Source organism: Telluria sp. ZB4P34 (assembly GCF_059686055.1).
Genome location: NZ_JCASIF010000007.1, coordinates 101,835 through 127,416, shown reverse-complemented (window position 1 = coordinate 127,416; position 25,582 = coordinate 101,835). Strand labels below are relative to the sequence as shown.

The 25,582-nt window shown below is 65.4% G+C and carries 27 protein-coding genes; 12 read left to right on the top strand and 15 right to left on the bottom strand.

Annotated elements, in window-relative coordinates:
- Position 1 precedes the first annotated feature (1 nt).
- From motA to fliE, 13 genes are read right to left on the bottom strand one after another with little or no spacing between them, the layout of a single operon-like run.
- Positions 2 to 913 carry a flagellar motor stator protein MotA gene (gene motA, locus AC56KL_RS13915; RefSeq protein ID WP_497180752.1) on the bottom strand — a complete coding sequence of 304 codons (912 nt, stop codon included), beginning with the start codon at positions 911 to 913 and terminating at the stop codon, positions 2 to 4.
- A gap of 50 nt (positions 914 to 963) precedes the next feature.
- Complete coding sequence (locus AC56KL_RS13910) at positions 964 to 1,704, bottom strand: FliA/WhiG family RNA polymerase sigma factor (protein ID WP_497180751.1); 741 nt, start codon at positions 1,702 to 1,704, stop codon at positions 964 to 966.
- Positions 1,705 to 1,723: 19 nt separating this feature from the next.
- Positions 1,724 to 2,176 (bottom strand): flagellar basal body-associated FliL family protein, encoded by a 453-nt coding sequence (locus AC56KL_RS13905; protein ID WP_497180750.1) that lies wholly within the window; start codon positions 2,174 to 2,176, stop codon positions 1,724 to 1,726.
- Positions 2,177 to 2,195: 19 nt separating this feature from the next.
- On the bottom strand, positions 2,196 to 3,638 hold the full coding sequence (locus tag AC56KL_RS13900; RefSeq protein ID WP_497180749.1) for a flagellar hook-length control protein FliK: 1,443 nt from the start codon (positions 3,636 to 3,638) through the stop codon (positions 2,196 to 2,198).
- 11 nt (positions 3,639 to 3,649) lie between these two features.
- On the bottom strand, positions 3,650 to 3,964 hold the full coding sequence (locus AC56KL_RS13895; RefSeq protein ID WP_497180748.1) for a hypothetical protein: 315 nt from the start codon (positions 3,962 to 3,964) through the stop codon (positions 3,650 to 3,652).
- The gene (gene fliS, locus AC56KL_RS13890; RefSeq protein ID WP_497180747.1) at positions 3,957 to 4,346 is read right to left on the bottom strand and encodes a flagellar export chaperone FliS; all 390 of its coding nucleotides are present in this window, start codon (positions 4,344 to 4,346) and stop codon (positions 3,957 to 3,959) included. The genes AC56KL_RS13895 and fliS overlap by 8 nt, the downstream gene beginning before the upstream one ends.
- Positions 4,347 to 4,377: 31 nt before the next feature.
- Positions 4,378 to 5,769, bottom strand: a complete 1,392-nt coding sequence (gene fliD, locus AC56KL_RS13885) for a flagellar filament capping protein FliD (protein ID WP_497180746.1) — start codon at positions 5,767 to 5,769, stop codon at positions 4,378 to 4,380.
- Between the two features lie 53 nt (positions 5,770 to 5,822).
- Positions 5,823 to 6,260, bottom strand: a complete 438-nt coding sequence (locus tag AC56KL_RS13880; protein ID WP_497180745.1) for a flagellar FliJ family protein — start codon at positions 6,258 to 6,260, stop codon at positions 5,823 to 5,825.
- Positions 6,257 to 7,573, bottom strand: coding sequence for a flagellar protein export ATPase FliI (gene fliI, locus AC56KL_RS13875; protein ID WP_497180744.1), 1,317 nt, complete (start codon positions 7,571 to 7,573; stop codon positions 6,257 to 6,259). Before fliI ends, AC56KL_RS13880 begins: the two co-directional genes overlap by 4 nt.
- Complete coding sequence (gene fliH / locus AC56KL_RS13870; RefSeq protein ID WP_497180743.1) at positions 7,570 to 8,250, bottom strand: flagellar assembly protein FliH; 681 nt, start codon at positions 8,248 to 8,250, stop codon at positions 7,570 to 7,572. Before fliH ends, fliI begins: the two co-directional genes overlap by 4 nt.
- Positions 8,247 to 9,269 (bottom strand): FliG C-terminal domain-containing protein, encoded by a 1,023-nt coding sequence (locus AC56KL_RS13865; protein ID WP_497180742.1) that lies wholly within the window; start codon positions 9,267 to 9,269, stop codon positions 8,247 to 8,249. Before AC56KL_RS13865 ends, fliH begins: the two co-directional genes overlap by 4 nt.
- Positions 9,253 to 11,013, bottom strand: coding sequence for a flagellar basal-body MS-ring/collar protein FliF (gene fliF, locus AC56KL_RS13860; protein WP_497180741.1), 1,761 nt, complete (start codon positions 11,011 to 11,013; stop codon positions 9,253 to 9,255). The genes AC56KL_RS13865 and fliF overlap by 17 nt, the downstream gene beginning before the upstream one ends.
- Before the next feature lie 37 nt (positions 11,014 to 11,050).
- Positions 11,051 to 11,401, bottom strand: coding sequence for a flagellar hook-basal body complex protein FliE (fliE, locus tag AC56KL_RS13855; protein ID WP_497180740.1), 351 nt, complete (start codon positions 11,399 to 11,401; stop codon positions 11,051 to 11,053).
- 338 nt (positions 11,402 to 11,739) lie between these two features.
- Here fliE and AC56KL_RS13850 point away from each other — a divergent pair, with 338 nt between their 5' ends.
- Genes AC56KL_RS13850 through AC56KL_RS13820 form a run of 7 tightly spaced genes read left to right on the top strand, consistent with a single transcriptional unit; the run spans position 11,740 to position 18,145 of the window.
- The gene (locus AC56KL_RS13850) at positions 11,740 to 12,648 is read left to right on the top strand and encodes a hypothetical protein (protein ID WP_497180739.1); all 909 of its coding nucleotides are present in this window, start codon (positions 11,740 to 11,742) and stop codon (positions 12,646 to 12,648) included.
- A complete protein-coding gene (locus tag AC56KL_RS13845) occupies positions 12,649 to 13,008 on the top strand; it encodes a FliM/FliN family flagellar motor switch protein (RefSeq protein WP_497180738.1) in 360 nt (119 codons plus the stop codon). It abuts the gene before it with no gap.
- Positions 13,005 to 13,814 (top strand): flagellar type III secretion system pore protein FliP, encoded by an 810-nt coding sequence (gene fliP, locus AC56KL_RS13840; RefSeq protein WP_497180737.1) that lies wholly within the window; start codon positions 13,005 to 13,007, stop codon positions 13,812 to 13,814. Before AC56KL_RS13845 ends, fliP begins: the two co-directional genes overlap by 4 nt.
- 30 nt (positions 13,815 to 13,844) lie before the next feature.
- Positions 13,845 to 14,114: a flagellar biosynthesis protein FliQ gene (gene fliQ / locus AC56KL_RS13835; RefSeq protein ID WP_497180736.1), complete on the top strand. Its 270-nt coding sequence runs from the start codon at positions 13,845 to 13,847 to the stop codon at positions 14,112 to 14,114.
- 20 nt (positions 14,115 to 14,134) lie between these two features.
- Positions 14,135 to 14,917 (top strand): flagellar biosynthetic protein FliR, encoded by a 783-nt coding sequence (gene fliR / locus AC56KL_RS13830; RefSeq protein WP_497180735.1) that lies wholly within the window; start codon positions 14,135 to 14,137, stop codon positions 14,915 to 14,917.
- A complete protein-coding gene (gene flhB, locus AC56KL_RS13825; protein WP_497180734.1) occupies positions 14,907 to 16,046 on the top strand; it encodes a flagellar type III secretion system protein FlhB in 1,140 nt (379 codons plus the stop codon). The genes fliR and flhB overlap by 11 nt, the downstream gene beginning before the upstream one ends.
- On the top strand, positions 16,043 to 18,145 hold the full coding sequence (locus tag AC56KL_RS13820) for a flagellar biosynthesis protein FlhA (RefSeq protein ID WP_497180733.1): 2,103 nt from the start codon (positions 16,043 to 16,045) through the stop codon (positions 18,143 to 18,145). Before flhB ends, AC56KL_RS13820 begins: the two co-directional genes overlap by 4 nt.
- A 61-nt stretch (positions 18,146 to 18,206) precedes the next feature.
- Here the strand turns inward: AC56KL_RS13820 and AC56KL_RS13815 are convergent, their stop codons facing one another.
- Positions 18,207 to 19,034 carry a hypothetical protein gene (locus AC56KL_RS13815; protein ID WP_497180732.1) on the bottom strand — a complete coding sequence of 276 codons (828 nt, stop codon included), beginning with the start codon at positions 19,032 to 19,034 and terminating at the stop codon, positions 18,207 to 18,209.
- A gap of 82 nt (positions 19,035 to 19,116) precedes the next feature.
- Entirely contained in the window at positions 19,117 to 20,271 is a 1,155-nt protein-coding gene (locus AC56KL_RS13810; RefSeq protein ID WP_497180731.1) for a flagellin N-terminal helical domain-containing protein, read from the bottom strand.
- Positions 20,272 to 20,532: 261 nt separating this feature from the next.
- On the opposite strand from AC56KL_RS13810, the gene dusA reads away from it, so the two are divergent.
- The 5 genes from dusA (at position 20,533) to AC56KL_RS13785 (ending at position 25,462) form a co-directional block, all read left to right on the top strand.
- Complete coding sequence (gene dusA, locus AC56KL_RS13805; RefSeq protein ID WP_497180730.1) at positions 20,533 to 21,552, top strand: tRNA dihydrouridine(20/20a) synthase DusA; 1,020 nt, start codon at positions 20,533 to 20,535, stop codon at positions 21,550 to 21,552.
- A 339-nt stretch (positions 21,553 to 21,891) separates the two neighbouring features.
- Complete coding sequence (locus tag AC56KL_RS13800) at positions 21,892 to 23,688, top strand: methyl-accepting chemotaxis protein (RefSeq protein WP_497180729.1); 1,797 nt, start codon at positions 21,892 to 21,894, stop codon at positions 23,686 to 23,688.
- 96 nt (positions 23,689 to 23,784) lie between these two features.
- On the top strand, positions 23,785 to 24,114 hold the full coding sequence (locus AC56KL_RS13795; RefSeq protein ID WP_497180728.1) for an energy transducer TonB: 330 nt from the start codon (positions 23,785 to 23,787) through the stop codon (positions 24,112 to 24,114).
- 160 nt (positions 24,115 to 24,274) lie between these two features.
- Positions 24,275 to 24,715 carry a YXWGXW repeat-containing protein gene (locus tag AC56KL_RS13790; protein WP_497180727.1) on the top strand — a complete coding sequence of 147 codons (441 nt, stop codon included), beginning with the start codon at positions 24,275 to 24,277 and terminating at the stop codon, positions 24,713 to 24,715.
- A gap of 219 nt (positions 24,716 to 24,934) precedes the next feature.
- Positions 24,935 to 25,462: a PEP-CTERM sorting domain-containing protein gene (locus tag AC56KL_RS13785; RefSeq protein ID WP_497180726.1), complete on the top strand. Its 528-nt coding sequence runs from the start codon at positions 24,935 to 24,937 to the stop codon at positions 25,460 to 25,462.
- Positions 25,463 to 25,582: the final 120 nt, after the last annotated feature.

The following is a 25,582-nucleotide window of genomic DNA, read 5'->3' as shown; positions in this document are numbered from 1 at the left end:
ATCAGCCCGCCATACGGTCAGCGTTGCGGCGGCGCTTGTTCTGCGATTCGTCTTCGCCGCCCATGGCCGTGATCCACTGTTCCAGCTGGGCAAAGCTGGGCTTGGTGTTCAGCTGGATCAGGCGGCGCCCGGCATCGATCGCCAGCAGCGCCGGCTTGCCGGCCACGTGGGTGCATAGCACCACCTTGACGGTTTCCATGGTCGAGGCTTCGGAATTGACCAGCTGCTTCATCAGGTTGGCCAGCGGTTCCAGCACGCCGTAGCAGAAGAAGATGCCAATGAAGGTGCCGACCATGGCCGCGCCGACCTTCTCGGCGATCTCGCCCGAATCGGCGCCGCCCGACACCGAGAACATCGCCATCACGATGCCCAGCACCGCGGCCAGGATGCCGAAACCAGGCATCGCCTCGGCGATCTTTTGCAGCGACTTGGACGGCTGGGTGAGCTCTTCGTGGATGGCTTCCAGTTCCTGTTCCAGCACGCCTTCGAGCTCGTGGGCGTTGATCTTACCCATCGCCATCAGGCGGAAGTTGTCGACGATGAAAGCCAGCAGCTTCGGCTCTTCCAGGATACGCGGGTAGCGCTGGAACAAGGGGCTTTCGCTGGGGGCTTCGACGTGGGCGTCGAGGGCCTTCAGGCCGCCGGCGGCGGTCTGCAGCAGTTCGTACATCAGCAGCAGCAACTGGCGCTGGAATTCCGAATCGTGCTTCTTGCGGGCCGCCACCTTCTTGAGCTGGTGGCCCATCTCGCCCAGCACGTGCTTCGGGTTGCCCAGCACCAGGGCGCCGAAAGCGGCCCCGCCGATGATCAGGAGCTCGATCGGGTGGAAGATCGAGGCGAAGGTGCCGCCCATCAGGGAGAAGCCGCCGAAAACGGCTCCGAGCACGATCGCGATACCGAGTAGTTGCTGCATGACGTACTGCCTTTCTTGTTGGCTTGCTTATCTGGTTGACTGCGTGATTCTCAGGGGCGCTGCAGCGCCGCCTTCATCTTGGCCAGGGCGCTCTTGTTCAGCTGGCAGACGCGCGCGTCCGACAGGTCGAGCACGGCGGCGATTTCCTTGTAGCTCAGCTCGAACTCGTAGATCATCTGGATCACGCGCTGTTCCTTCTCGTTCAGGCTGCCCAGCACCTGCTCCAGGCTGCGCCGCACCAGGAAGGCTTCCTCCGGGCTGGGGGCGCTGTGCGCATGCTCGGTCGCTTCCTGCAGCACTTCGTCGAAGCTGAGCATCTCTTCGGCGCAATCGTCCAGCACGTGCTGGCGGAATTCCTCCGCCGTCATGCCGAGCGCGGCCGCCGCCTCCTTTTCCAGCGGCTCGCGGCCCAGCTTGCGGGTGAGCTCGCGCAGCGCGTCGCGCACGCGGTGGCTGTCCTGGCGCACGGCGCGGGGACGCCAGTCCTGGCGGCGCAGCTCGTCGAGGATGGCGCCGCGCACCCGCAGGCTGGCATAGCTGCCGAAGCCGGTGTCCGGCGTGCCGTAGCGGCGCAGCGCTTCAAGCAGTCCCATCAGGCCGATCTGTTCCATGTCCTCGCGCGAGACCGAACCCGACACCTGCGAATTCAGCTGGCGCACGATGCGCTTGACCAGCGGCGCATAGGCCAGCAGGTGGCGCTGCTCCTCGCCCGGCGTCATCCCGGCGTTGGCAGGCGCCTCGCCATACAGGGCGCCGGCGTTGGTATCGGCATAGTCGGCTAGATAGGCCACGATGTCCCCTGCGCGCTGCTTACTCGATGATCAGCTTGCCGATCATGACTTCGGAAAACGGCTTCTCGTGGTTTTCCTTTTCATAATTGGCGCTGAAGGTCTTGTTCAGCAATGCCGCGTACTGGTCCACGGTCATGGCGTTGGCTTCGGCCAGCGTGTAATTCGAGAGCGAGGCCACGGCGATGCTGCGCAGCAGGGGCAGGTGGGACTGGGCTTCCTTCTCGCGCTCGGGGGTGGTGGCCATCACCAGGTCCACCGACAGGTAGTGCGCCGCCACTTCGTTCGGCGCACGGCGCAGCATGACGATCACCTTGTCCAGGGTGACGTACTTGGTGAGTTTCTTTTCCGGCGCTTTCTTCGCCACGGCGCCGGCCTGGGCCGGGGCCAGGTACCACATGGCTGCACCGGCGGCGCCGGCGGCGAGGATGGCAACGCCGAAGAAGGCGGCGGTCAGTTTGGCTTTGCTGGTCATGGTGTCGGCTCAGTCAGGCTCAAGCGCGTCCGTTCAGGGAGAACGCGGTGGTGGATTGGTTGGCTTCGGCCAGGGCCGCGCCCGGGGCGCGTTCGTCCTGGTCCTGGCCCTGTTGGCGCCCGCGCCCCTGCGCATCGGCGCCGAAGCCGGCGCCGGATTGCGCCGCGGCCTGGGCGCGCGGCGCGGCCTGGCTGATGTTCACCGAGACATCGACGTACTGGCGCTGGGCGAGGTCGCTGCGCAGGTTGTCGCTCACGGTGTTCAGCTGGCGCAAGACTTCGCTGTGGGTGGCGCTGATGTTCACTTCCAGGCTGCCTGCCGCGTGGCGGATCGAGATCTCCACCCGGCCCAGCATCGGCGGGTCGAGGCGGATCACCGCCTGCTCGGCGTTCTTGCCGAGCTGGAGGTTCAGGCGCTCGCCCAGGGCGTCCTGCAGGCTCTGGCGCCATGCGGTCGGCGGACCGGACAAGGCAAGCGTGCCGCCATCGCGCGCGGCGGCGCCCGCGGCGGCCGGGGATGCGACGCCGAAGCTGCTGCCGGCGGCGCCGGCGGCAGCCACGCCCTGGTCGGCTGCGGCGGACGGTTCACGCGCCGGCGTGGCCGCGGGAGTCTGCTGTGCGGGGCTGCCGCCCTGTGCCGGCTGCACCTGCTGCAGCGCGCTGGCGCGGGCCAGTTGCGCGCTCGTCGATTCGGCAGCCTGGCCCGGCTGCGGCGCCTGCGCCGGAGCGGACGTGGGAGCGGGGGGGGGAGCGGCGCTGCCGGTGCGCGGCTGCGCCTCGACGGCAACGGCGCGCGCCGATCCTTCGTCGGCGGCGTGCGGCAGCGGATCGGCGCCGGACGCGTGGGCTGCGGATGCGGGTGCCGGCGCGGGGCGCGGGGCCGCCTGCTGTACGGCAGCGCCGAGTGCGGCGCCGTGGACGGTGGCGGCAGGCTGCAGCGCGATGGCGCCGGTAGCAGCGGCGGCAGGGGCGCCAACAGGGCCGCCAACAGGGGCGCCGGGCGCGGCAGCAGGGGCCGGCTCGGCGGCGCGCGCGGCCACCTGCAGGCCAGCGGCGGCGCGTGCCGCAGCGGGCAGGGCGGCGGGCATCGCCATCATCGAGGGCATCATCGGCATGGCCATGGCAGCCGGCAGCGCGTCGCCGGCGGCATGCGGGTCCTGCGGCGCGGCCGCTGCAGGCATGCCGGCGTCGGACGCCGCGGCGGCGCCAGTCTCGCCGGTCTCGCCGGTCTGCCCGGCGGCATCGGCCGGCATGCCATCGGCCAGTCCCGCGGCCGATGCCGGCGCCGGCAGGGTGTCGGCCGCCGCGCCGGCGTCCAGCTGCAGGAACTGCAGGAAGGCCAGCGGAGCGCTCGTCGCGGACTGGGCGGCGGCGAGTGCCGGGTCGAGCGGCAGCGCGTCCGCCGGGGCGGCGCCGGCGACCGCGCCGGATTCGCCGGAAGCCGGCAGGGAAACGCTGTTCATCGTGATGTTCATTATTCGCTCAAATCGGATTCGGGTTCGCCCGCGAGGGCATAGGCCATCCAGCCTTCCTTGTTGACGAGCATGTCGTCCATGCGCGCCTGCAGCTGGGCGCCGGCCACGGCAACCGCCGAGGCCGCGCCCGCGTGGGCGCTGCGCAGGCGGGCCAGCGCGGCGCGCTCGGCGGCGCTCCAGGGACCGGTCTTGGCCAGCGCCTGCAAGGCCGGCGCCAGCTCGTGCACGGCGCGGCCCAGCACATCCCAGTCGGCGCGCGCGCCGGCGTCGGCCAGCACCCCGGCAAGGCGGTCGATGGCGCGCGACCTACCCATTGCGTTCCTGGACACCCTTCCAGCCCTGGCGGATCGTGGTCAGGATGCGGACCACTTCATCGACCATGGCCGGGTCCATCTTGATGCCGGCCCCGTGCAGGTGGTTGGCGCAGAAATCGTAGATGCGCGCCAGGTTGGAGACGGTTTCACCGCCCTGCTCGAAGTCGAGCGAGCTCGACAGGCCGTTGATGATCTCGACGCACTTGTCGATGCTGGCCGCCTTCTCTTCATAGCGGCGGGCGGCAATGTGGGCGCGGGCGCGCGCCAGCTCATCGAGCAGGCCGTCAGTCAGGAGCAGGACCAGCTCCACCGGCGAGGCCCGCGAGGTCTGCGCATCCAGGTTGACGGCGTGGTAATCGCCGTAGGCTTCTTGATAGGACATGGTGGGCCTCACTTAATCTCGGGTCATTTGTTTAGTCCTTGTCGCTGCCGAATATGGCGTCGAACATTGACAGATTGCTGGTCATGCTGCTCTGCAATGTCTGCAGGGCGGTAAACTGGCGCAGATAGCGCTGGTAGGCCGCGTCGTGCTGCTTGTCGAGGAACTCCTGGCGCTGCGTCAGCGACGACTGCTCCCTGATGATTGCGTCTTCGCGCCGCTTGATCTTTCCATTGCTGGCATCGCCCCAGGTGTCGAGGAACTTGTCCATGGCGTTCGCAATGCCGCTGGGTGCCGTGTCCGAGGCGCTGCCAATCAGGGTGTCGAGGCCGGTCGGGTTGACCTGCAGCTGGCGCAGCAGCCGGTCGGTGCGCAACTCGAGCTTGCCTTCCTTGGTGGCGATGATGCCGTACGAAGCCAGCGTGTTGCCGGTCGACGAAGGGCGCAGCATGCTTGCCAGGCGCTCGCTCAGCGCGCGGATGCTGGCGTCGCCGGCAAAGGTGCCGCCGGGGACGCCTTTGGCTGGATCGCCGGAAGACGTTAGGCGGTTCAGTACGTCCTTGAGCTTGTTGAAGGCATCGATGAAGGCCTGGACGTTGCCAATCGTCGCGGTGGCGTCGGGGCCGACCGTGAGTGAGACCGGGATTCCACCCGGTACATGGGCCTTGGTGAACGTCATCGTGACGCCGTCGATGTTGCTGAAGGTATTGCTCGACTGAATGATCGGTGTGCCGGCTTCGGAACCAATTCGGATTTCCGCATCCTGAGCGTTCACGAGCGTCCGTACCCGTAGCGGGTCGGCATTCGCGTCTTTCAGGCTCGAGGCCCCGTTGATCCCGGACGTGTTGAGGGAAATGGTCGAATTCGCGCCAGTGTTCTTTGCAGTCAGCACCAGCTCAGCGGTCGTGCCGGTCGTGACGATCGATGCCGTCACCAGCGAGCTGTTGCCGGGAGAGGCGTTGATCGCCGCGGCCAGTTCTCGCGACGTCAGGATGCCGTTCTTGTCGGCATCCGCGGCGACCATGTCGATGCTGAACGCCGGGGCGCCGTTCATGTTCAGCTGCAGTGTGCCGGTCACGGCGCTGTCGTCGGTCAGGCCCTTGTACGTCACCTGACCGGCGCTTGCGAGACGTGCGACAAAGAACGAATAGCTGCCCGGTGCTGCGGTCGCGCTGGCGGTGGCGCTGCCGAACGCCGTGTCGCCGAAGGTCGCCGACTGTGCGAACATGCGCTTGTTCGTAGCCGTCACGGCGGACAGGCTGGTCTGGAATGCGCTGATCGCGCTCCGGAGTTCGCCCAGACCTTTCTGGTTCGCCGCGGCGGCTCCGGACTGTGCGTTCAGGGCTTGCTGGCGCGCCATGACATACTGGTCTGCCAGCGCCGTGGCGGTGGTAATCGGGTCATAGGTAGGTGCGGTGATCGCCATGCTGTTTTCCTCGTTTTCGTGTCTGCTGTGCCGTTATGCGCTTGCGCTTCGCGTTATGCGCCCCGCCCCGCCATCCAAGATTGCGTGGCGATGTCGTCTTCGTGCTTGCGCTGTGCGCGCTCCTGCTCGCGCGCCAGCGCGCTTTCCTGCACCTCCAGTACCTTGCCCAGCAGCTCGCGCCCAATCCATGCGTCGGCCAGCTTGCGCTGGGATACCGCCATATTTGCTTCGTGCAGGCCCAGGTCGGTGCGGTGCAGGTCAGCCATCGCCATGACGTTCTGCTTATAGGCCCCGCAGTTCAGGGCTAGCGCCAGCGGCAGTGCTCCCGTGGGGCCGCTGTCAGTCGCCAGGGCATCCAAACGCGCCAGGTTGTTCTGGTAGCGCGTGCGGGTGGCTTCCTCGCGGTTCAAGTCGGCCTGCAGGCGGTCGACGTCGAGGCTGCGCATCTGGACCAGGGTGCCGAGGCTGGCGATCATGTGTTCACGCTTCATGTCATCATCGCTTTCAATTGTTCGACGCAGCCGTCCAACGGGGCTCCCTCGCGCGTGCCCTGGCACAGGAAGGCTTCGATATGCGGATGCAGGCGCACCGCCTTGTCGGTTTCCGGATCCGCCCCCGGCACGTAGGCGCCCAGCGGGATCAGGTCGCGGATGCGCGCGTGCCTGGCCAGCGCCGCCTTCAGCTTGCGCGCGGCGAGCACGTGTTCCTGGCCGGCCACCTGCGCCATGCAGCGCGAGATCGACTGGGCGACGTCGATCGCCGGATAGTGGCCACGTTCGGCAAGCTCGCGCGTGAGCACGATGTGGCCGTCGAGGATCGCGCGCGCCGAATCGACCACCGGATCCTGCTGGTCGTCGCCTTCGGCCAGCACGGTGTAGATCGCGCTCATGCTGCCTTTCGGGTTTTCGCCGTTGCCGGCCGATTCGACCATCTGCGGCAGGTTCGAGAACACCGAGGGCGGGTAGCCGCGCGTGGCCGGCGGCTCGCCCAGCGACAACGCGACTTCGCGCAGCGCCATCGCATAGCGGGTCAGCGAATCGCACAGCAGCAGCACGTTCTGTCCGCGGTCGCGGAAGTGGGCGGCGATCGAGTGGCACAGCTCGGTCGCCATCACGCGCATCAGGGGCGACTCGTCGGCCGGCGCCACCACGAGGACAGCGCGTTTCAGGCCGTCCGGGCCGAGCGACTTTTCGACGAACTCGCGCACCTCGCGGTTGCGCTCGCCGATCAGGCCGACCACGATCACGTCGGCCACGGTCTGGCGCGTGATCAGGCCGAGCAGCACCGACTTGCCGACGCCGGAGCCGGCCATCAGGCCGACGCGCTGGCCCTTGCCGATGGTCAGCATCGCGTTGATCGCGCGCACGCCGACGTCCAGCGGTTCTTCCACCGGCGTCTTCTTCAAGGGGTTGACCTTGGGAGGGGTGGTGGACAGCGCCTGGTCGCCGCCCAGCTTGCCGAGGCCGTCGATCGGTTCGCCCATGCCGTTGACCATGCGACCCATCCACGACGGGCCGATCATCAGTTCGCTTTTCTCCTGCACCGGCAGGACGCGCGCACCCGTGACCAGGCCGCTGGCCTTCTTGAACGGCATCAGGTAGGAGATCTTTTCCTTGAAGCCGACCACCTGGGCATCGAGCCAGCCGCTGTCGACCGTCTCGATGCGGCAGCGCTGCCCGGTGTGCAGCGGGCAACCGCTCGCCTCGAGCAGCAGGCCCTGGGCCCCGACCAGGCGGCCGGTCGGGGTCGCGACCGGGACCGCTCCCAGTTCGACCGCGCGCAGCCTGGCGGCAAGGGCCGTCATCCTTCGTCCTCCTCGTCGAGGAGCTGGGCGCGCACCTGGTCCATGACCGCCGTCAGGCGGCCCTGGCAGCCGGCGTCGACTTCATTGTCGCCGGAACGCACACGGCATTCGCCCGGCTCGAGCGCCGGGTCGGGCAGCAGGGTCCATTTCTTGGCGCGCTTCGGGTCGAGCTCGAGCACGCGGCGCAGTTCTTCCGGGTTCAGGAACACTTCGACCGCGTCGCGCGAAGCCGGCATCACGCTCAGGGCTTCCTCGACCAGGGCGAGCAGCTGCACCGGCTGCAGGGCCAGTTCGGCGCGGATCACCTGGCGCGCGATCTTGCCGACCAGGTCCACGACTTCCTTGCGCTGGGCCGCGCGCATGTCCAGCTTGAGTTTCTTGAGGCCCTTGAGCATGGCGTCGATCGGCTTGGCCAACTGCTCGAATTCGGCGAGCGCCATGGCGCGGCCTTCCTCGATGCCGCGCTGCAGGCCCTCGTTCTGACCGACCGGGAAACCATCGGCGCGGCCCTGGTCCAGGCCCGACTCGTAGCCTTCGCGCTGGCCCTGGCGGTAGCCGTCGGCCAGCGCCGCCTGCCATTCCTCGGCCGAGTCCGCGCCGGCGCCGCCTCCGCCCTTGGGCAGGGCGCTGGTGAGCTGGTACAGGGGAGGGAAGTGATAGGGCCGGAATTGCTTCATTCGGCGGTTGCCTCTGCAAACAGCTGGATGTCGATCTCGCCGCCGTCGGCCAGTTCCTTGACGGTGGCCATGATCTCGCGGCGGGTCTGCTCGATGCGCGACATCGGCACCGGGCCGGAACGGCGCATCAGGTCTTCGAAGCTCTGCGCCTGGCGCTTCGGCATCGCGCTCAGGATGGTATCGCGCAGCGCCGGCTCGGCGCCCTTGAGCGCGATCGCCCACTGCTCGAGCGGCACTTCGTCGAGCAGGCGGGTAATGACCTGTTCGGTCTGGCGCGACAGGATGAAGAAGTCGTACATCGACAGCTCGATCTGGGTGACCACGTCCGGGTCATGGGCGCGCAGCAGCTCGACCATGCCGGCGCGGTTGTCCTGCAGGCGGTTGAGGATCTCGGCGACCTGGCGCACCCCTTCGACGCTCGCGCTCTGGGTGTCGAGCGCGGACAGGCAGCGGTTCACCAGTTCTTCCAGTTCGTGCAGCACGTCGCGCTCGATCTCGTCCAGGTGGGCCATGTTCAGCAGCACCAGTTCACGACCGTCCACCGGCAGCGCTTCCAGGATCTGGGAGGCCAGGACAGGCGGCAGGAAGGCCAGGAACACGGCCTGCATCTGCACGTGCTCGGACGCGATGAACTCGGCCAGCCACTTGGGCGAGGCGTACTGCAGGCGCGCCATCATTGGACGGATCTCGTCGCCGTAGATGGTGTTCAGGACGCTGTTGGCGATGTCGCTGCCGAGCGCCAGGTCGAGCGAGCGCTTCAGGTAGCTGCGCGAGGCGCCGTGCAGGCCGCTCTGCTGGCGGTAATCGTCGAAGAAATCCTGCAGCGCCGATTTGACTTCGCCGACCTTGATGCCGCTCATGCGCGACATGACCTGGGTCAGTTCCAGCAGTTCGTCGCGCTCGAGGCAGCGCAGCACGGACGCGGCGCCCTCCTCGCCGATCGACAGCAGCACGATGGCGGCCTGCTCGACCGGAGTCAGGACGGCGTCTTCGCCGTCGGCGTTATTCATTTCGGCCATGTTTTTTCTGTACCCATTGTTTGACGACTTCGGCAACGCGCTCAGGCTCCTTGCCGGCGAGGACCTTCAAGTGGTCGACCATCACGTCGACGGCCGACCCGGCCGGCGGCAGGTCGTAGTTTTCCAGCAGCGGAACCACCGGCATCTTGCGCGGCGCCGCATCGGCGCCGGCTGCAGCGGCCGGATTCGGCGCGGCCAGGGCCGCGGCGCCCGCCGGCAGGGCTGGAACGGCGCCGTCCGCAAGTGCGGCCGGGGAGGCGGCCGCGCCGGGCGCGCCCGGCAGGGCGGGCGCCGCGGGCAGGACCGGCGGCTGCGGCGCCAGGCGCGAGGTCGCGGCACGCAGCAGCGGCCGGGCCAGCAGCAGGTAGGCCAGCAGCGCGCCGAGCGCATACAGGCCGTACTGGGTCATGTCGACCACGTTGTCGCGTTCCTGCCACCATTCCTGGGCTGCCGGGGCGGCCGGGAAGGTCAGGCTGGACACGGTCAGCACGTCGCCGCGCACGGCGTCGATACCGAGGCCGCCTTTCAGGATCTTTTCGATGTTCGCCAGCTCGGCCGGGGTGTAGCCCAGCTTCGGATTGGCGGCGCTGGCATTGTTCAGCACCACCGCCACCGACAGCTTCTTCAGTCGCCCGCGCGAACGCTTGATCTGGGTGATCGCGCGGTCGTAGGCGTACTGGCGGGTCGTGGCGTTCTTGCGCGCACTGCCGTTGTCCTTGGCGTCGGGGTTCTGCGCATCGGCCGGATTCGCGCTTTCCGCCGCCGGATCGGCCTGCGGCGGACGGTTCGACAGCGTGCCCGGCACGCCCAGCGCCATGCGGCTGCGCTCCATCTCTTCGCGCATCGCTTCGCTCGTGACCTTCGGAGCTTCACCGTACTTCTCCTGCGTTTCCTCGATCTTGTCGTTGTCGACGTCGGCCGTGACGGACAGCTTGAAGTTGTTCACGCCCAGCACCGGGGCCAGCAGTTCATTGACGTTGTTGCGCACTTCGTCGGTGTAGCGCTTGGCGGCGCTGTTGTCGCCCTGTCCCTGGGCCAGGCCGTCGTAGCCATCGCTCAGGTCGACGCGCGCGGACAGGTAGTTGCCGGCCTGGTCGACCAGCGACACGCGGGCCGGCGCGAGGTTGGCGACGCTGCTCGACACCATGGTGACGATGGCGGCGATCTGCTCGTTCGACAGCGAGCGGCCCGGCTTGACCGCGACCACCACCGATGCCGAGGACTGGTCGCCGGCGCCGGCCACGAAGGCGCTCGTCTTGGCGATCGCCAGGTGCACCCGCGCCGAAGCGAGCGCGTCGATGGTCAGGATGCTCTGCGCCAGCTCGCCCTCGAGGCCGCGGCGGAAACGCACGTCCTGGACGAACTGCGACACGCCGAGCGGGTCGCTGCGGTCCATCAGCTCGAGGCCGGCCGGCAGCTGCGCGGCGACGCCCTTGGCGGCCAGCAGCATGCGCACCTTGCCCAGTTCGCCGGACGGCACCATCACCTGGCCGCTCTCGGGATGGATGCGGTAGGGGATGGCTTCGGCTTCGAGCACGCTCATCATGTCGCTGGCAGCGACCTTCTCGCGGGCGCCGAACACCGGCTTGTAGTTCGACTGGTCCTGCCACAGGAACAGCATGACGGCGGCCGTGATGGCCACAGCCAGGCCGAGCAGCAGGGTCAGGTTGTTGCGTAGTGCCGGTGGCAACGCCGGCAGCGCCGGTTTCTTGCCACCAACGGCGGCCATGAGGGAGGAAATCACGGATTATTCTCTTCGCGTCTCTGCAATATGGGAGAGGTCAGACCGGCAGCTTGATCAGTTCGTCGACGGCGCCCATGACCTTGTTGCGTACCTGCATCAGCATCGAGAACGACAGGCTGGCCTGCTGGCTGGCCAGCATGGCGCCTACCAGGTCGTCGCTCTTGCCGGCATCCACGGCGGCCATGCGTTCACCCGCTGCGCGGTCTTCGTTATCCACGCTGGCGATCGCGTCTTTCATCGTCTGCGTGAACGAGAAACCAGCGGCCGGTGAATTGTTAAATGCGTTTCCTGCGGACAGGTCCGTCGAGGGGGCGATGGCGAGGCGCTTGGCTTCATTGGTCAGTGCTGCAAGGTCAGCTTTGATCAGACCGGCAAGTTCAGTTCCCATTGCTTCGTTCCAGTGCGAGAGTGCGTGCTGCGCGTGTTGTTTGAAGGCGACAAAATGTGTCTGTTTTTGTCGACGTATAGCCCATCAGCGGGGTTGCAATTGTTAAATCGATGTCTACGAACGGCCGTTTTATTCTTGAGCCTTTTACTGGGGTTTCCCTCTTGCGAGCCGCGAATCGGCGTATTTATCGAATGCGCCAAGAGTGATCTTACCGTAGGGCAAGTAGGAAATCAAAGCTGAATCTCAAAGTCTTTACGGCAAATCTCCATGTATAATAGTTTCCTTGAGGAATGAAAAAAAGTCATTCGCCATTTCCAAGTGACCAATAAAGCATGCCGATGAATCCACTCGACCGATCGCGCAAGGACCAGGCCGGGCGCACCAGCACTTACCAGGTGCTCGATCCCAGCCTGCTGGGCCGGCCCGTGCACCTGCTGCCCAAGTTCGCGCGGCGCTTTGCCGATGCGCTCGGCACGGTCATGGCCGGACCGGGCGGACGCCGCTATTGGGGAGCCTACCGGCTGGCGGAACTCGCTTTCGAGCGTGCCCCCGACGAAGACGGCCTGCGCTGGCTGGCGGTGACGGGGCCGCTCGGCACCGCCGCGGTCGCGTTCGAGCGCGGCTTGCTGCTGGGCCTGCTGGAAGGCCGCTATGGCCGCAAGAATGCGGCCCCGAGCGCACCGCGCGACCCGAGCCTGGAGCGCGTGACCGCGACCGAGGAGCGGCTGGCCGCCACCCTGACCGCACAGCTGGCCGAACAGCTGCATGCGCGCGTGGCCGAAGGCCTGGAAGCCGTCGCCGTGCAGGTGCCGGGTGCGGACGCCGCGGTGGTGGAAGCGCCGGTTGCGGCGAGCGCGCCGGGCAAGGCCGGCTGGGTGATCCGCGTGACCCTGTGTACCCAGGGGGTGGCGGATGGCGCTGGCGAACAGCGCAGCCACTGCTGGATCGGCCTGGACCAGGAACTGATGTCCCATGTGCTGCAGGGCCTGAAGGAGGAACGCAGCAGCGTGCGCACCGCGCGCGCCGGCAACGACGGCCTGTCCTCCGGCCTGTTCGTCAGGCTGGATGGCCGCCTGGCCAGCAAGGAAACCACGCTGGGCGCGCTGTTCGAACTGAAGGTGGGGGACATCATTCCCGTATCCGTCGGGCGCGCCGACGTGCTGCTGGACGAATCGCGCCTGTTCACGGCTGCCGTGGCCGAACATAAAGGAAAGCTCTGTTTAACCTCTTTTGAAGATGCCGAGTAAATGGATATGAACCTGAACGAGCAACTGACTGGCGCCGACCTGATCATCGACGACCTCGAGGGCGTCGAGGCGGCCACCGCGGTCGCGGGCAAGAACGCGGCGCGCCAGCTGCCGCAGATGATGCGCCGCATTCCGGTGACCCTCACGCTGGAAGTGGGCTCGGCCCGCCTCTCGCTGCAGGAACTGATGGCGATCGGCCCGGCTTCGGTGGTGCCGCTCGACGCGATGGCCGGCGAGCCGCTGGTCATCAAGGTCAATGGCGCCCCGATCGGCCGCGCCGAAGTGGTCGTCGCCGGAGATCAGTACGGCCTGAAGGTCATCGACCTCGACGGCCTGAACCTGGATGCCCTGACGTCATGATGCAGGCCGTCCGCGGCGCACGGGTGGAGTCGCCCCGGCGCCGCATCGCACCGGCCCTGGCCGGCGCACTGCCGTTGTTGGTCCTGCTCGCGCTGCTGCTGGCCGCGCTGCCTGCCGCGGCGCAGCAGCAGGGACCGAGCATCCTGCCCGGGGTGATCCCCGGTTCGACCCAGGGGATGACGGTCAAGTCGCAGATCCTGGTCCTGATGACCCTGCTCGGGCTGCTGCCCGTGATGGTCATGATGATGACCAGCTTTACCCGTTTCGTGATCGTGCTGTCGCTGCTGCGCCAGGCCCTCGGCCTGCAGCAGGGCCTGCCGAACCGGATCATCACCGGCATTGCGCTGATCCTGACGCTGCTGGTGATGCGTCCGGTGGGCGAGGCCGTATGGCGCGACGCCTTCCTTCCCTATGACCGCGACAAGATCGGCCTGGAGCAGGCCCTGAAGATCGCCGAGGTGCCGGTGACCCGTTTCATGCTGGCCCAGACCAGCAAGACCTCGCTGGCCCAGGTCGCGCACCTGGCGGGCGAGCCGGCCAACCTGGCGCCCGAGCGGCGCGGATTCACCGTCAAGCTGGCCGCCTTCGTGCTGTCGGAGCTGAAGACGGCCTTCCAGATCGGCGCCATGCTGTTCATTCCCTTCCTGATCATCGACCTGGTGGTGGCGTCGGTGCTGATGGCGATGGGCATGATGATGCTGTCGCCGCTGGTGATTTCGCTGCCCTTCAAGCTGCTGCTGTTCGTGCTGGTGGATGGCTGGACCCTGACCGTGAACACGCTGGTCGGCAGCATCCACGCCTATTGACGGCCGAATCATCGCAAGAGAGATAGACACATGAGTCCCGATATCGCTGTCGACCTGGTGGTCGAAGCCCTGCAGGTCGTGATGCTGCTGGTGCTGGTGCTGGTGGTGCCGGGCCTGGTCATGGGCCTGGTCGTGGCCCTGTTCCAGGCCGCCACCCAGATCAACGAGCAGACCCTGAGCTTCCTGCCGCGCCTGCTGGTCACGCTGGCGGCGGTGATCCTGGCCGGCCACTGGATGACGTCCACGCTGATGGATTATTGCGTGTCGGTGTTCCAGCGCGCGGCCACGCTCGCGTCCTGACGGCGGGCGCACGACATCCCATGGAACTGGTCGGCTTCCTGCTGCCGCTGATGAATGCCTTGTGGTGGCCGTTCGCGCGCATCATGGCCATGCTGTCCACCGCCCCGGTGCTGGGCGAGGGCGCGGTGCCGGTCCCGGTGCGCGCGCTGCTGTCGGTGGCGCTGTCCTTCGTGCTGCTGCCGGTGACCACGCAGAACGCCAGCATGCCCGACCCGTTCTCGCTGGCCGGAGTGGTGACGATGTTCGAGCAGGCCGTGATCGGCGGCGTGATCGGCCTGGCCCTGCAGTTCGCCATGGCCGTGATCGCGATGCTCGGTTTCGTGGCCTCGAGCCAGATCGGTTTCTCGATGGCGCAGATGAACGACCCGATGAACGGACAGGCGTCGGACGTGGTGTCCGGCCTGCTGTCGCTGCTGGCGATCCTGGTGTTCTTTGGAATCGACGGCCACCTGGTGCTGATGGGTGTGGTGGGCCAGAGCTTCAAGGCCTGGCCGGTGGGCGCCGGCTACGGCCCGCTGCTGCTGGAGGCGGTGGCGCTGAACGTGGCCTGGGTGTTTTCGGCGGCGGTGCTGCTGGCGCTGCCGATCGTGTTTTCGACAATGGTGGTGCAGCTCGGGTTCGGTTTCCTGAACCGGGTGGCGCCGAGTTTGAACCTGTTTTCGCTGGGCTTCTCGCTGGTGACGATCTTCGGTCTCCTGATGCTGGTGCAGGTCGTGCGTTTCATCCCCGAGCATTACGTCGCGATGACGAACCAGATCCTGGAGATGCTGCAGGAGCAGATGAGGATAGCGCATGGCCGATAACGGAACCGGCGGCGACAAGACCGAAAAACCCTCGGCGCAGAAGCTCAAGAAAGCGCGCGACGAGGGCCAGGTCGTCCGCTCGAAGGACCTGGCGACTGCGGTGGGTATCCTCATCAGCCTGAAGCTGTTCGCCATGCTGCTGCCGGCTTACCTCGAGTCTTTCCGCTCGCTGTTCCGGATGGTGTTCGTGCCGCTGGGCGAAACGGGCGCGATCGAGAACGCCATGTCGGTGGTGTTCACCGGTGCGCTCCTGCTGCTGGTGAAGATGGTGCTGCCGCTGCTGGCAGTCCCCGCGGCGATCATCGTCGCCGGTGTGATCCCGGGCGGCTTTGTGGCGTCGAGCAAGAACATGGCGCCCAAGTTCAGCCGTTTTGGCCCGATCACCAATCTGGGCAACCTGTTCTCGCAGAAGCACTGGATCGGGTTTGCGACCTCGAGCGCCAAGGCGGCCGTGCTGGGTTTCGTGCTGTGGCACGTGTGCGAGTCCAGCATGAAGGCCTATGTCGAGCTGCAGCGCCTGCCGCTGGGCGATGCGCTGGCGGGCGGTTCGGCCCTGATGCTGGACGGCCTGATGGCCATGGTCGCGGTGTTCGTGGTGTTTGCGCTGGTCGACGTGCCGGTGCAGGCCTTCCTGTTCACCAAGAACCAGCGCATGAGCAAGCAGGAAGTCAAGGAAGAACACAAGAGCAATGAAGGCCGGCCCGAGGTGAAGCAGCGCATCCGCCAGCTGCAGAACCAGCTGGCCCAGCGCAGCGTACGCAAGACCGTGCCGACCGCCGACGTCGTGATCGTCAATCCCGAGCACTACGCGGTGGCGCTGAAGTACGACACCAACCGCGCCGAGGCTCCCTTCGTGGTGGCCAAGGGCGTGGACGAGATGGCGCTGTATATCCGCCGCGTGGCGCGCGAGCACAACATCGAGACCCTGTCGCTGCCGCCGCTGGCGCGCGCGATCTACAACACCAGCCAGGTCCAGCAGCAGATTCCTGCGCAGCTGTACCAGGCGGTGTCGCAGGTCCTGAATTACGTTCTGCAATTGAACGCGTTCCGTGCAGGCCGGCGCCAGGCGCCCCCACGGTTCCCCAACGAGATGGCCGTTCCATCTCACCTGAGTGAGGTTACTGCATGAGCATTTCCGCCAACTTCAACGCTTTCATCTCGGAGCTCAAGCGCCAGAAGTTCGCCGGGCCGGTCTTCCTGATCGCGCTGCTGGCGATGATCATGCTGCCGCTGCCGCCGGTGCTGCTCGACGTGCTGTTCACGTTCAACATCGTGCTGGCGCTGATCGTGATCCTGGTGTCGGTGACCGCCAAGCGTCCGCTCGATTTCTCGGTGTTCCCGACCGTGATCCTGGGCACCACCCTGATGCGCCTGGCCCTGAATGTGGCCTCGACCCGCGTCGTGCTGCTCAACGGCCATACCGGCCCGCACGCAGCCGGTAACGTCATCGAGTCCTTCGCCAATGTCGTCATCGGCGGCAATTTCGTGGTCGGCCTGGTGGTGTTCGTGATCCTCATGATCATCAACTTCATCGTCGTCACCAAGGGCGCGGAACGTATCTCGGAAGTGTCGGCGCGCTTCACCCTGGATGCGCTGCCCGGCAAGCAGATGGCGATCGACGCCGACCTGAACGCCGGCCTGATCAACCAGGAGAAGGCCACCCAGCGGCGCAAGGACGTGGCGGCCGAAGCCGACTTCTACGGCGCAATGGATGGCGCCTCGAAATTCGTGCGCGGCGACGCCATTGCTTCGATCCTGATCCTGATCATCAACCTGGTGGGCGGTATCGCCATCGGCGCCCTGATGCACGACTTGCCGCTGGGCGAGGCGTCCAAAGTCTACGCGCTGCTCACCATCGGTGACGGCCTGGTGGCCCAGATCCCGGCGCTGCTGCTGTCGGCGGCGGCCGCGATCCTGGTGACCCGCATCGGCGAATCGGGCGACCTGGAGCACCAGGTGAGCGGCCAGCTGCTGGCCCAGCCGGCGGTGCTGTACTCGGCTGCAGGCGTGATGATCGTGCTCGGCCTGGTGCCGGGCATGCCGACCCTGACCTTCTTCATCTTCGCCGCGGTGGTGGGCTATGTCGGCTGGAAGCTGGGCAAACGCGTCAAGGCGCCCGACAATGCCGGCGTGGCGGCGATCGAGGCCGCGCTGCGCGACGAGCGGGCGCCGGAACTCGAGTGGCAGGCGCTGCCGGTCGTGCAGCCGGTGACGGTGGCGGTCGGCTACAAGCTGGTTGGCATGCTCGATGCAGCCCAGGGCGAGCCATTACTCAAGCGCATCAAGGGCGTACGCCAGAGCCTGTCGGAGCAGATGGGCATGCTGTTGCCGGCGATCGGCGTGCGCGACGACCTCGCGCTGCGTCCCGCGCAGTACGCGATCAGCCTGTCGGGCATCGTGGTGGCCGAAGCCGAGGTGATGCCGGACCACCTGATGGCGATCCCGTCGCCGAACGTGTACGGCGAACTGGATGGCATTCCGGGCATCGAGCCGGCCTACGGTATGGCGATCACCTGGATTGCGCCGGACCAGAAGGGCCATGCGCTGGGCATGGGTTACCAGGTGGTCGAGGTGCCGAGCGCGATCGCCACCCACACCTCGAAGGTGGTGCGCGAGTACCTGTACGAGCTGTTCCGCCACGAAGACGTGCCGGCCATCCTGGAGCGCCTGCAGGCGCTGTCGCCCAAGCTGGCCGGGGCGCTGGAAAAGGCGCTGACCCATACACAGCTGCTGCGCGTATTCCGCGTGCTGCTGGCCGAAGGCGTGTCGCTGAAGGACATCGTGGTAGTCGCCACCACGCTGCTGGACTGCTCGGAAACGACCAAGGACCCGATCCTGCTGGCGGCCGAAGTACGCTGCGCGCTGCGGCGCCAGATCGTTGCCGCCCTGTTCGGCAATAAGAAGGACATGCCTGTGTTTAACCTGTCGGCGGAACTGGAAAACATGCTGCTCGGTTCCCTGAACCAGGCGCGCCAGAACGGCGGCGGCAAGGTGGCGCTCGACAACTACCCGATCGATCCGCAGCTGCTGTCGCAGCTGCAGGTGAACATGCCGGTGGCGCGCGAGCAGATGAAGCAGCAGCGCACACCGCCGCTGCTGCTGGTGCTGCCGCAGGTGCGTCCGCTGCTGGCGCGCTACGCCAAGCTGTTCGCCCCTGGGCTGCATGTGCTGTCATACAACGAGATTCCAGAAAACCGCGACGTCTCGATTGTCGGTACGGTTGGATAAAATCTTATTTGATCAGAAGCCGTCTTATGAGATTCTGTTACGACTTGGCGTGATTTTCTTGCTACTGCATTGGCAGCAGCAATGCCAGTTCGGCGACCGCCCGGAACACTGGCAGGGTAAGGGCCTGCGCCGCCTCGGTATAAGCCAGCCGTGCGTGGACCTCCCCTAACGGAAGGCTGTCACGGTAGCGCCAGCGCAGCACCCGGAGGCCGGCGTGAGTTACCGCCTTTTCCAGCACCGGTTCCATCCTACGCAGGCGCTCCAACGCGCCCGCATCGGCGGCGTACAGTTCCAGCACCAGGCCTTCGGGCGCCGGTTCCACCTGCACCACCACCTTGCTCCCATCCGCTAGTTCGAGCTCCAGACGCAGCGCGGCGCGTCCACGGCGCCGCCGTCCCGGCGGCTGGTCCGCGTCTTCCGCGACCAGGCGCAGTTGCTGGACGTGCGAGCTGCCCGCGTGGACCGTGAAGCGCCAGGCATCCGGCGGCGGCGCCAAGGGGCTGTCGGGCTGGCGTAGCACGCGCCCGTCCTGGCAAGCGGCCAGCACGGCCGGCGGAAGCTGGCCGGCGTGGGCGCGCCCCTCGCGCTTCATTAACTGAGCACTGTAGTTGCGCAGCATCGAGCACCAGGAGATGGCTAGCGTCTGGCCGTCCGCCGCCGCGAAGTGCAGTTGGCGCGACATAAAAACCTGGTCCGGCCGCATCGCCGCACCGGCGGCGGCGATATCTGCCGCCGTAGGGGGCGGCCACAGTGCCTGCGAGGCCGGCAAGGGAGCGGGGAAAGCGTCCTGCTGCGCCATGGCAACGGCGACAGTGGAGGCCACCGCGACGACGTTCAGTTGCGGCGAAGGCGGTGGGAGCAGGGGGACGAGGGGAGGAATGCTAGCCATGGCGCATCCACAAATAAAGAGGGCCAACCGATGCTCGCGGCTGGCCCTGGCGATCCCTGGTGCTAGTCCAGGAAGGATAACATTACTGCAGCAGCGACATGACCATCGAGGACATGCTGTTCGACTGCTTCAGCATCGCGGTGCCTGCTTGCAACAGCATCTGGCTCGAGGTCATCGCGGCGCTCTCGCTGGCGAAATCGACGTCCATAATGCGGCCGGTGGCGGCCTGAGTGTTGCTGCTGATGTTCGACAGGTTGGTGGCGACGTGGTCCAGGCGGTTGGATGCCGCACCCAGCGACGAACGCACGGTGGCCACCGCGTCGATGGCGGTCTGCAACTTGTCGATCGAGGTGGTGGCCGAGCCAGCCAGAGTCAGCTCGTTGCCCGCCACGCCGAGGGTTGCGCCGAAACCGTTGTAGTTCTTGCTGGTCGCGCCCAGGGCGGCATGCAGCGCGCTCATGTCGGCGCCGACGTTCACGCCCATGGTTTCCGAGCCCGATGCGCCGATCTGGAACTTCATCTCGGTTGAGAACTTGCCGTCCTTACCCGACAGCAGCGATGCGTCAGCAGCGGTCTTGTAGGCAGCGGCTGCGGCGTCAGCGGTGGTGGTCTCGGCCAGCGTCTTGTCGGCCGTATCGAGGTTGGCTTTCGCGGTTGCCAAGGCGGTAGCATTGGCAGCGTTCGGCGTGGCGGCGTAGGTACCCGCGGCAGTGGTGTAGGCGGTCGACGCGGTGCCCTGTGCGGTGACGGCTGCAGCCTTGGCGGCGGCTGCGGTGGTCACTGCAGTTCCCGCTGCACCGGCTTCAGCGGCAGTCGCCTTCTTGGCCAGCAGTTTGGCGCCACCGAAGGAGGTGTTGCCGACAATGTTGCTCAGTTCGGTAGCCAGCGCGTCGAATTCCGACTGCATTGCCTTCTTGTCCGCGTCGGTTGCCGAAGCATCCGATGCCTGGGTGGCCAGGTCCTTCATTCGGACCAGGATGTTGCTGGTCTCTTCTAGGGCGCCCTCGCCGGTTTGCATCATCGAAATGGCATTCTGGGTGTTGCGCATGGCGACGTTCATGCCACTGGTCTGCGCCTTCAGGCGCGTAGCGATTTGCAGGCCGGCAGCATCGTCCATAGCCGAGTTAATGCGGAAGCCGGTCGACAGGCGGGTCATCGAGGTCGACAGCGAGCTGTGGGTGCGGCCGATCGCGCTTTGTGCGGAAAGCGCTGCGTTGTTGGTGTGAAGGCTCAGCATGGTGAACTCCTGATTGATATAAAGGGGAGAATTCTGTATTTCGAGTGCGTCACTCGCTCTCACAGATACAAGGCGACATGTTTCGGTGCGGCATTAAGTTCCATATGGAAATTCTTTTCAGAATACGTTTTTTGTTTACATAGCGTGATGTTGGGCTCGGCCAACCACGATGCTACCGGCCCGGTTATGCATCCACGAGATCTGGGGTTTTGCTCTATGATGTCGCCTTCCGTAGCCGACCGGCTGCATGCTACTTCTCTTATGAGTTTGATATTGCCTGTCCCAAAAGCCCAGTTGCCACCACGCCGCCTGTCGGTCGCCCCCATGATGGACTGGACCGACCGCCACTGCCGCGTCTTTCACCGCCACATCACCCGCCATACTTGGCTGTACACTGAAATGGTCACCACCGGCGCCCTGGTCTATGGCGACGTCGAGCGCCACCTGCGCTACGACGCCATGGAGCACCCGGTGGCGCTGCAGCTGGGCGGCAGCGATCCGGCCGACCTGGCGAAAAGCGCGAAGCTGGGCGAGCAGTGGGGCTACGACGAGATCAACCTGAATTGCGGCTGCCCGTCCGAGCGCGTGCAGAAGGGCGCCTTTGGCGCCTGCCTGATGGGCGAGCCGCAACTGGTGGCGGACTGCGTCAAGGCGATGCGCGACGCCGTGGCGATTGACGTCACGGTAAAGCACCGCATCGGCATCGACCACAACGAGGAATACGGCTTCGTGCGCGACTTCGTCGGCACCATCGCGGACGCCGACTGCCGGACCTTCATCGTACACGCCCGCAATGCCGTGCTCAAGGGGCTATCCCCGAAGGAAAACCGCGAGATCCCACCGTTGCGCTATGACGTGGCCTACCAGCTCAAACGCGAGTTCCCCGACCTGGAAATCATCATCAACGGCGGCGTGAAGACGGACGACGAGATCGCCCTGCACCTGCAGCATGTGGATGGCGTAATGCTGGGCCGCGAGGCCTATCACAACCCCTGGGTGATGGCAAGTTGGGACCGGCGCCTCTATGGCGATCCTGCAGCCCCCCTGAAGACGCGCCAGCAGGTGCTGGAAGCCATGCTTCCCTATATTGCCGAGCAGCTGCGCTTGTACGGCCAGCATGGCCTAAAGCTCAACAGTATCACGCGCCACATGCTGGGCATCATGACCGGGCTACCCGGTGCACGCGCTTTCCGCCAGATATTGTCCGACCCGAAGAAGCTGGCACGCGCCGACCCGGCCCTGCTGCTGGAGGCTGCGGCGCGCATGCCGCTTGCGGCCTGAGCCTCTCCTCTTTCGAAAGGCTCACGACGGTGCGCCATTTTTGTTTCTTGTCGGCAAATTGCTACATAATTCAGTGCGATTTGTATAGTCAAGTCGGTTAAAGCTTGCTGCCCAGCAATTCTGCACGCATAATTTCTACTGCGCCCTACGTGTTGAATTATGTCAACACCGTTGTTGAGCTGAAACAAGTTCGGATGCCGTGGTCGATTTCGACTTTCCGCGCAGAACTTTTGATTTATCCTGTCGGAAATAGTCGTAACTTCACAAACAGTTACGCCAGGCGTCGCACGGCGCAGGGATCCGGGCGAATTCGATCAATAGATACAGGGAAGAACAGGAATGGCTTTTTTGAACAACTTGAAGGTCGGTACCCGCCTTGCACTCGGCTTCGCGCTGGTGTTGGTACTGCTGATCGTGGTGACTGCGGTCGGCATCATGCGCATGTCCCAGATCCAGGACCGCCTCGACAAGGTCGTGAGCGTGAGCAACGTGTCGACTGCGCTCGTGACTGATATGCGCAACAACGTCGGCGAGCGTGTCGCTTCGCTGCGCGTGCTGACCCTGATGACCGACCCGGCCGACATGGAACCGGAAATGGTCAAGTTCAAGGAGCAGACCCGCAAGTACGAAGAAGCCCAGAAGAAGCTGTCGACCCTGTTCGCGGCCCATGCCAGCGACAAGGAAAAAGCACTGCTGGCACAGGTCAAGCAATTTGAAGGCGAGGCCATGCCCGCCATCCAGAGGGCATCGGAACTCTACCTGGCCAACAACGCGATGGATGCTACCCGCGTGATGATCCGCGAAGTCCGTCCGGTGCAGAAGAAGTGGACCGAGGCGCTGGACCAGCTGTCCGCTCTCGAAGAAAAGCAGAACGCCCAGAGCAAGGCCGACGCCGAGTCGGAATTCGAAAACGCCCGTAACTTCATGATCTTCATGCTGCTGGCCGCCGTCGCCATGGGCGTGGTGGCAGCCTGGCTGATCACGCGCAGTCTGCGCAAGCAGCTGGGTGGCGAGCCGGCCTACACCGCCCAGATCGCCGCCAGCATCGCCCATGGCGACCTGGCAGTGGCCATCGAGACCGAAGAATCGGACCGCGGCAGCCTGCTGGTGGAAATGAAGGAAATGCGTAACAGCCTGGTCGGCATCGTCGAACAGGTGCGCCGCGGCACCGAAACCATCGGCACCGCTTCGCGTGAAATTGCAGCCGGTAACATCGACCTGTCCTCGCGTACCGAACTGCAGGCCAGCTCGCTGGAGAAGACCGCGTCGGCAATGGAAGAACTGACCTCGACCGTCAAGCAAAACGCCGACAACGCCCGCCAGGCCAACGCCCTCGCCGCAACCGCGTCGGACGTGGCCCGCAAGGGTGGCGAAGTGGTGTCTCAGGTGGTGGGCACCATGGGCGAGATTAACAGTTCGGCCAGCAAGATCTCGGACATCATCGGCGTGATCGACGGCATCGCCTTCCAGACCAACATCCTGGCGCTGAATGCCGCCGTGGAAGCGGCGCGTGCCGGCGAACAGGGCCGCGGCTTCGCGGTCGTGGCATCGGAAGTGCGTAACCTGGCCCAGCGTTCGGCCGCGGCAGCGAAAGAGATCAAGACCCTGATCGGCGACTCGGTCGAGAAGGTCGAGCGCGGCAGCAAGCTGGTCGGCCAGGCCGGCGTGACGATGGATGAAGTGGTGACGAGCGTCAAGCGCGTGACCGACATCATGAGCGAAATCGCCAACGCCAGCGCCGAGCAGAGCGCCGGCATCGAACAGGTGAACCTGTCGATCATCGAGATGGACAGCATGACCCAGCAGAACGCCGCGCTGGTCGAGGAAGCCGCTGCCGCTGCGCAAAGCCTGCAGGACCAGGCGGGCGAACTGGCCCGCGTCGTCAGCATCTTCAAGCTGAGCGAGGGCGAGCAGTACCAGGCGCAGGCCCCGGCCCCGGCCGCGGCCCCGGTCGCCGCCAGCACCGCCGTCGTGGTGCGCCCGGCAGCCGCCAAGCGTCCGGCACCGGCCTTGAGGAAGGCGGGCGTGAAGAAGCCTGCTGCATCGGCGTCGGCTGCCCCGGCCTCGCACGACGACGCGCCGGCCAAGCCGAAGAAAGCCGCCACTGTCGCCAGCGACGAGTGGGAAGAATTCTAAGAGAGAAAATGCCGGCCCCCGGACCGGCAGCAGTGAGACTGCGAACCTTAAACAAAACCTTATAGCCTTATTGGGGGAATGATGAAAAACCTGACCATGAAACTGATTGCCGCAATGTCCCTGGCCGCCGCCGCCGGCGCCTCCTTCGCCGCCGAAGTGCCGGCATCCTTTGACCCTAAGAAATGTGCGGTCGAATATCCGAAGGCCTCGCTGATGAACGAAGAGCAGGGTACGACCTCGGCATCCTTCCTGGTCAGCGCCGACGGCACCGTGACCGAGTCGAAGCTGGACAAGTCGAGCGGTTTCAAGAACCTGGACCGCGCAGCCCTGAAAGGCCTGTCGTCGTGCAAGTTCAAGCCGGGCACCAAGGACGGTGCACCTGCAGCGACCTGGACTAAGGTCGACTACGCCTGGAAGCTGGACTGATCTCTTCCGCTCCGAAAAAGCCGGCATTGCCGGCTTTTTTTTCGTCCTCGGTTACATTTTCATAGCAGCATGTTTCGATTGTAAGCAGGTTTTTCATTTCTCCCGTGCGTGCTTGAGGCTGGTTATAGTGGTCTCAACACAAACCGACAGGAGAACCACCATGAAGAGCATTCTTGCCGCTACCGCAGCTGTCCTGATCAGTACCGCAGCCTTCGCGCCGGTCCAGGCGCAGGCCCAGGGGCGCACTGAAGTAATCGTGGTGCGCGAAGCGCCGCCGCCGCTGCGCCGTGAAGCGATCCCGCAAGCCCGTCGCGGCTATGAGTGGGTGCCGGGCTACTGGGCCTATAATGGCCGCCGCTACGTGTGGGAACGCGGTCACTACGAGCGTGTGCGGGCTGGCTATGTCTACCAGCAGCCGGTGTGGCGCCAGGACCGTAACGGCTGGTACCTCGACCGCGGCGGCTGGGTTCGCGACAACCACCGCCTGGCCCGCCGCGACCGTGACGGCGACGGTGTCCGCAACCGCTTCGACCGCGACCGTGACGGAGACGGCGTCCCGAACCGCCACGACGCCCGTCCGAACAATGCGAACCGCTATTAAGCGCGCTTGAGCTGGAACCCGAACCGCCTGCAATGCAGGCGGTTTTTCGTTCTGGGCCGCTGTAATGACAAGCTCCTGTCGAACGTCTTTACACCTCGTGCGCGGCAATCCTTGTGCCGTCTGGATAAGTCCATGAATTTTTGAAAAGTTTTCATTTTGGCATGGTAATTGCATATGCGGGAACCTGCGCACCTTCGCGTACTAACCAGGACTCCTACCATGTTCAATACTCTCGGTAAGAAAATCTGCGCTTTTGCTCTCTTCGTACTGGCGACATCGGCAAATGCGGGGCTGATGCGGGTCGGCTTCAACATCAGCGACGGCAGCATGTTCGGCCCGGATTATGGCCAGGGTTCCTTCATCTACGATACCGCCAAGCTGACGCAACCCGCTCCTGAAGCGACTTTCCGCGCGCCGCTCGAAAGCCTCGACCTGCACTTCGACTTTGGCGAGTTCACCACATCGTTCGTTAAGTCTGATGTGACGGCCCATTTCGAGATTGACGCCAGCAATATCGTTAGGGACATTAATTTTTTCGGAACGAATGCGGATGGCGTGAGGATCGAATTCGGGAGCTCGCCATTTGTCAGCAAGGTCAGCGGTGAGTTCGGCTCACGCACCGTGGTGTATTTCGTCGAAAGCATCACGCCCGTGACGCCGCAGGCGGATGTTCCAGAACCTGCAAGCCTCGGCCTCGTCGGCCTGGGGCTGCTCGGACTTGCCGGAATTCGCCGCAAGCAGCGCTGAGCGACAGGCTCTCCGGTCTCGACCCGCTACGGCGGGTTTTTTCGTTTACACCGCGTAAGACCCTGGCGGCTCGGCGAAGCGCACACATCGCGCAGAAAGTTAACTTGGAAACGATTCCAA

What these genes read in the sequence shown, in the direction of transcription:
- fliE (WP_497180740.1), bottom strand. Translation starts at nt 11,401, where the DNA reads ATGGGAACTGAACTTGCCGGTCTGATCAAAGCTGACCTTGCAGCACTG.
- AC56KL_RS13815 (WP_497180732.1), bottom strand. Translation starts at nt 19,034, where the DNA reads ATGGCTAGCATTCCTCCCCTCGTCCCCCTGCTCCCACCGCCTTCGCCG.
- fliR (WP_497180735.1), top strand. Translation starts at nt 14,135, where the DNA reads ATGGAACTGGTCGGCTTCCTGCTGCCGCTGATGAATGCCTTGTGGTGG.
- dusA (WP_497180730.1), top strand. Translation starts at nt 20,533, where the DNA reads ATGAGTTTGATATTGCCTGTCCCAAAAGCCCAGTTGCCACCACGCCGC.
- flhB (WP_497180734.1), top strand. Translation starts at nt 14,907, where the DNA reads ATGGCCGATAACGGAACCGGCGGCGACAAGACCGAAAAACCCTCGGCG.
- fliD (WP_497180746.1), bottom strand. Translation starts at nt 5,769, where the DNA reads ATGGCGATCACCGCACCTACCTATGACCCGATTACCACCGCCACGGCG.
- AC56KL_RS13785 (WP_497180726.1), top strand. Translation starts at nt 24,935, where the DNA reads ATGTTCAATACTCTCGGTAAGAAAATCTGCGCTTTTGCTCTCTTCGTA.
- AC56KL_RS13850 (WP_497180739.1), top strand. Translation starts at nt 11,740, where the DNA reads ATGAATCCACTCGACCGATCGCGCAAGGACCAGGCCGGGCGCACCAGC.
- AC56KL_RS13820 (WP_497180733.1), top strand. Translation starts at nt 16,043, where the DNA reads ATGAGCATTTCCGCCAACTTCAACGCTTTCATCTCGGAGCTCAAGCGC.
- AC56KL_RS13880 (WP_497180745.1), bottom strand. Translation starts at nt 6,260, where the DNA reads ATGAAGCGTGAACACATGATCGCCAGCCTCGGCACCCTGGTCCAGATG.
- fliI (WP_497180744.1), bottom strand. Translation starts at nt 7,573, where the DNA reads ATGACGGCCCTTGCCGCCAGGCTGCGCGCGGTCGAACTGGGAGCGGTC.
- fliS (WP_497180747.1), bottom strand. Translation starts at nt 4,346, where the DNA reads ATGTCCTATCAAGAAGCCTACGGCGATTACCACGCCGTCAACCTGGAT.
- AC56KL_RS13865 (WP_497180742.1), bottom strand. Translation starts at nt 9,269, where the DNA reads ATGGCCGAAATGAATAACGCCGACGGCGAAGACGCCGTCCTGACTCCG.
- AC56KL_RS13845 (WP_497180738.1), top strand. Translation starts at nt 12,649, where the DNA reads ATGGATATGAACCTGAACGAGCAACTGACTGGCGCCGACCTGATCATC.
- AC56KL_RS13795 (WP_497180728.1), top strand. Translation starts at nt 23,785, where the DNA reads ATGAAACTGATTGCCGCAATGTCCCTGGCCGCCGCCGCCGGCGCCTCC.
- AC56KL_RS13900 (WP_497180749.1), bottom strand. Translation starts at nt 3,638, where the DNA reads ATGAACAGCGTTTCCCTGCCGGCTTCCGGCGAATCCGGCGCGGTCGCC.
- AC56KL_RS13800 (WP_497180729.1), top strand. Translation starts at nt 21,892, where the DNA reads ATGGCTTTTTTGAACAACTTGAAGGTCGGTACCCGCCTTGCACTCGGC.
- fliQ (WP_497180736.1), top strand. Translation starts at nt 13,845, where the DNA reads ATGAGTCCCGATATCGCTGTCGACCTGGTGGTCGAAGCCCTGCAGGTC.
- AC56KL_RS13905 (WP_497180750.1), bottom strand. Translation starts at nt 2,176, where the DNA reads ATGACCAGCAAAGCCAAACTGACCGCCGCCTTCTTCGGCGTTGCCATC.
- fliH (WP_497180743.1), bottom strand. Translation starts at nt 8,250, where the DNA reads ATGAAGCAATTCCGGCCCTATCACTTCCCTCCCCTGTACCAGCTCACC.
- fliP (WP_497180737.1), top strand. Translation starts at nt 13,005, where the DNA reads ATGATGCAGGCCGTCCGCGGCGCACGGGTGGAGTCGCCCCGGCGCCGC.
- motA (WP_497180752.1), bottom strand. Translation starts at nt 913, where the DNA reads ATGCAGCAACTACTCGGTATCGCGATCGTGCTCGGAGCCGTTTTCGGC.
- AC56KL_RS13790 (WP_497180727.1), top strand. Translation starts at nt 24,275, where the DNA reads ATGAAGAGCATTCTTGCCGCTACCGCAGCTGTCCTGATCAGTACCGCA.
- AC56KL_RS13895 (WP_497180748.1), bottom strand. Translation starts at nt 3,964, where the DNA reads ATGGGTAGGTCGCGCGCCATCGACCGCCTTGCCGGGGTGCTGGCCGAC.
- AC56KL_RS13810 (WP_497180731.1), bottom strand. Translation starts at nt 20,271, where the DNA reads ATGCTGAGCCTTCACACCAACAACGCAGCGCTTTCCGCACAAAGCGCG.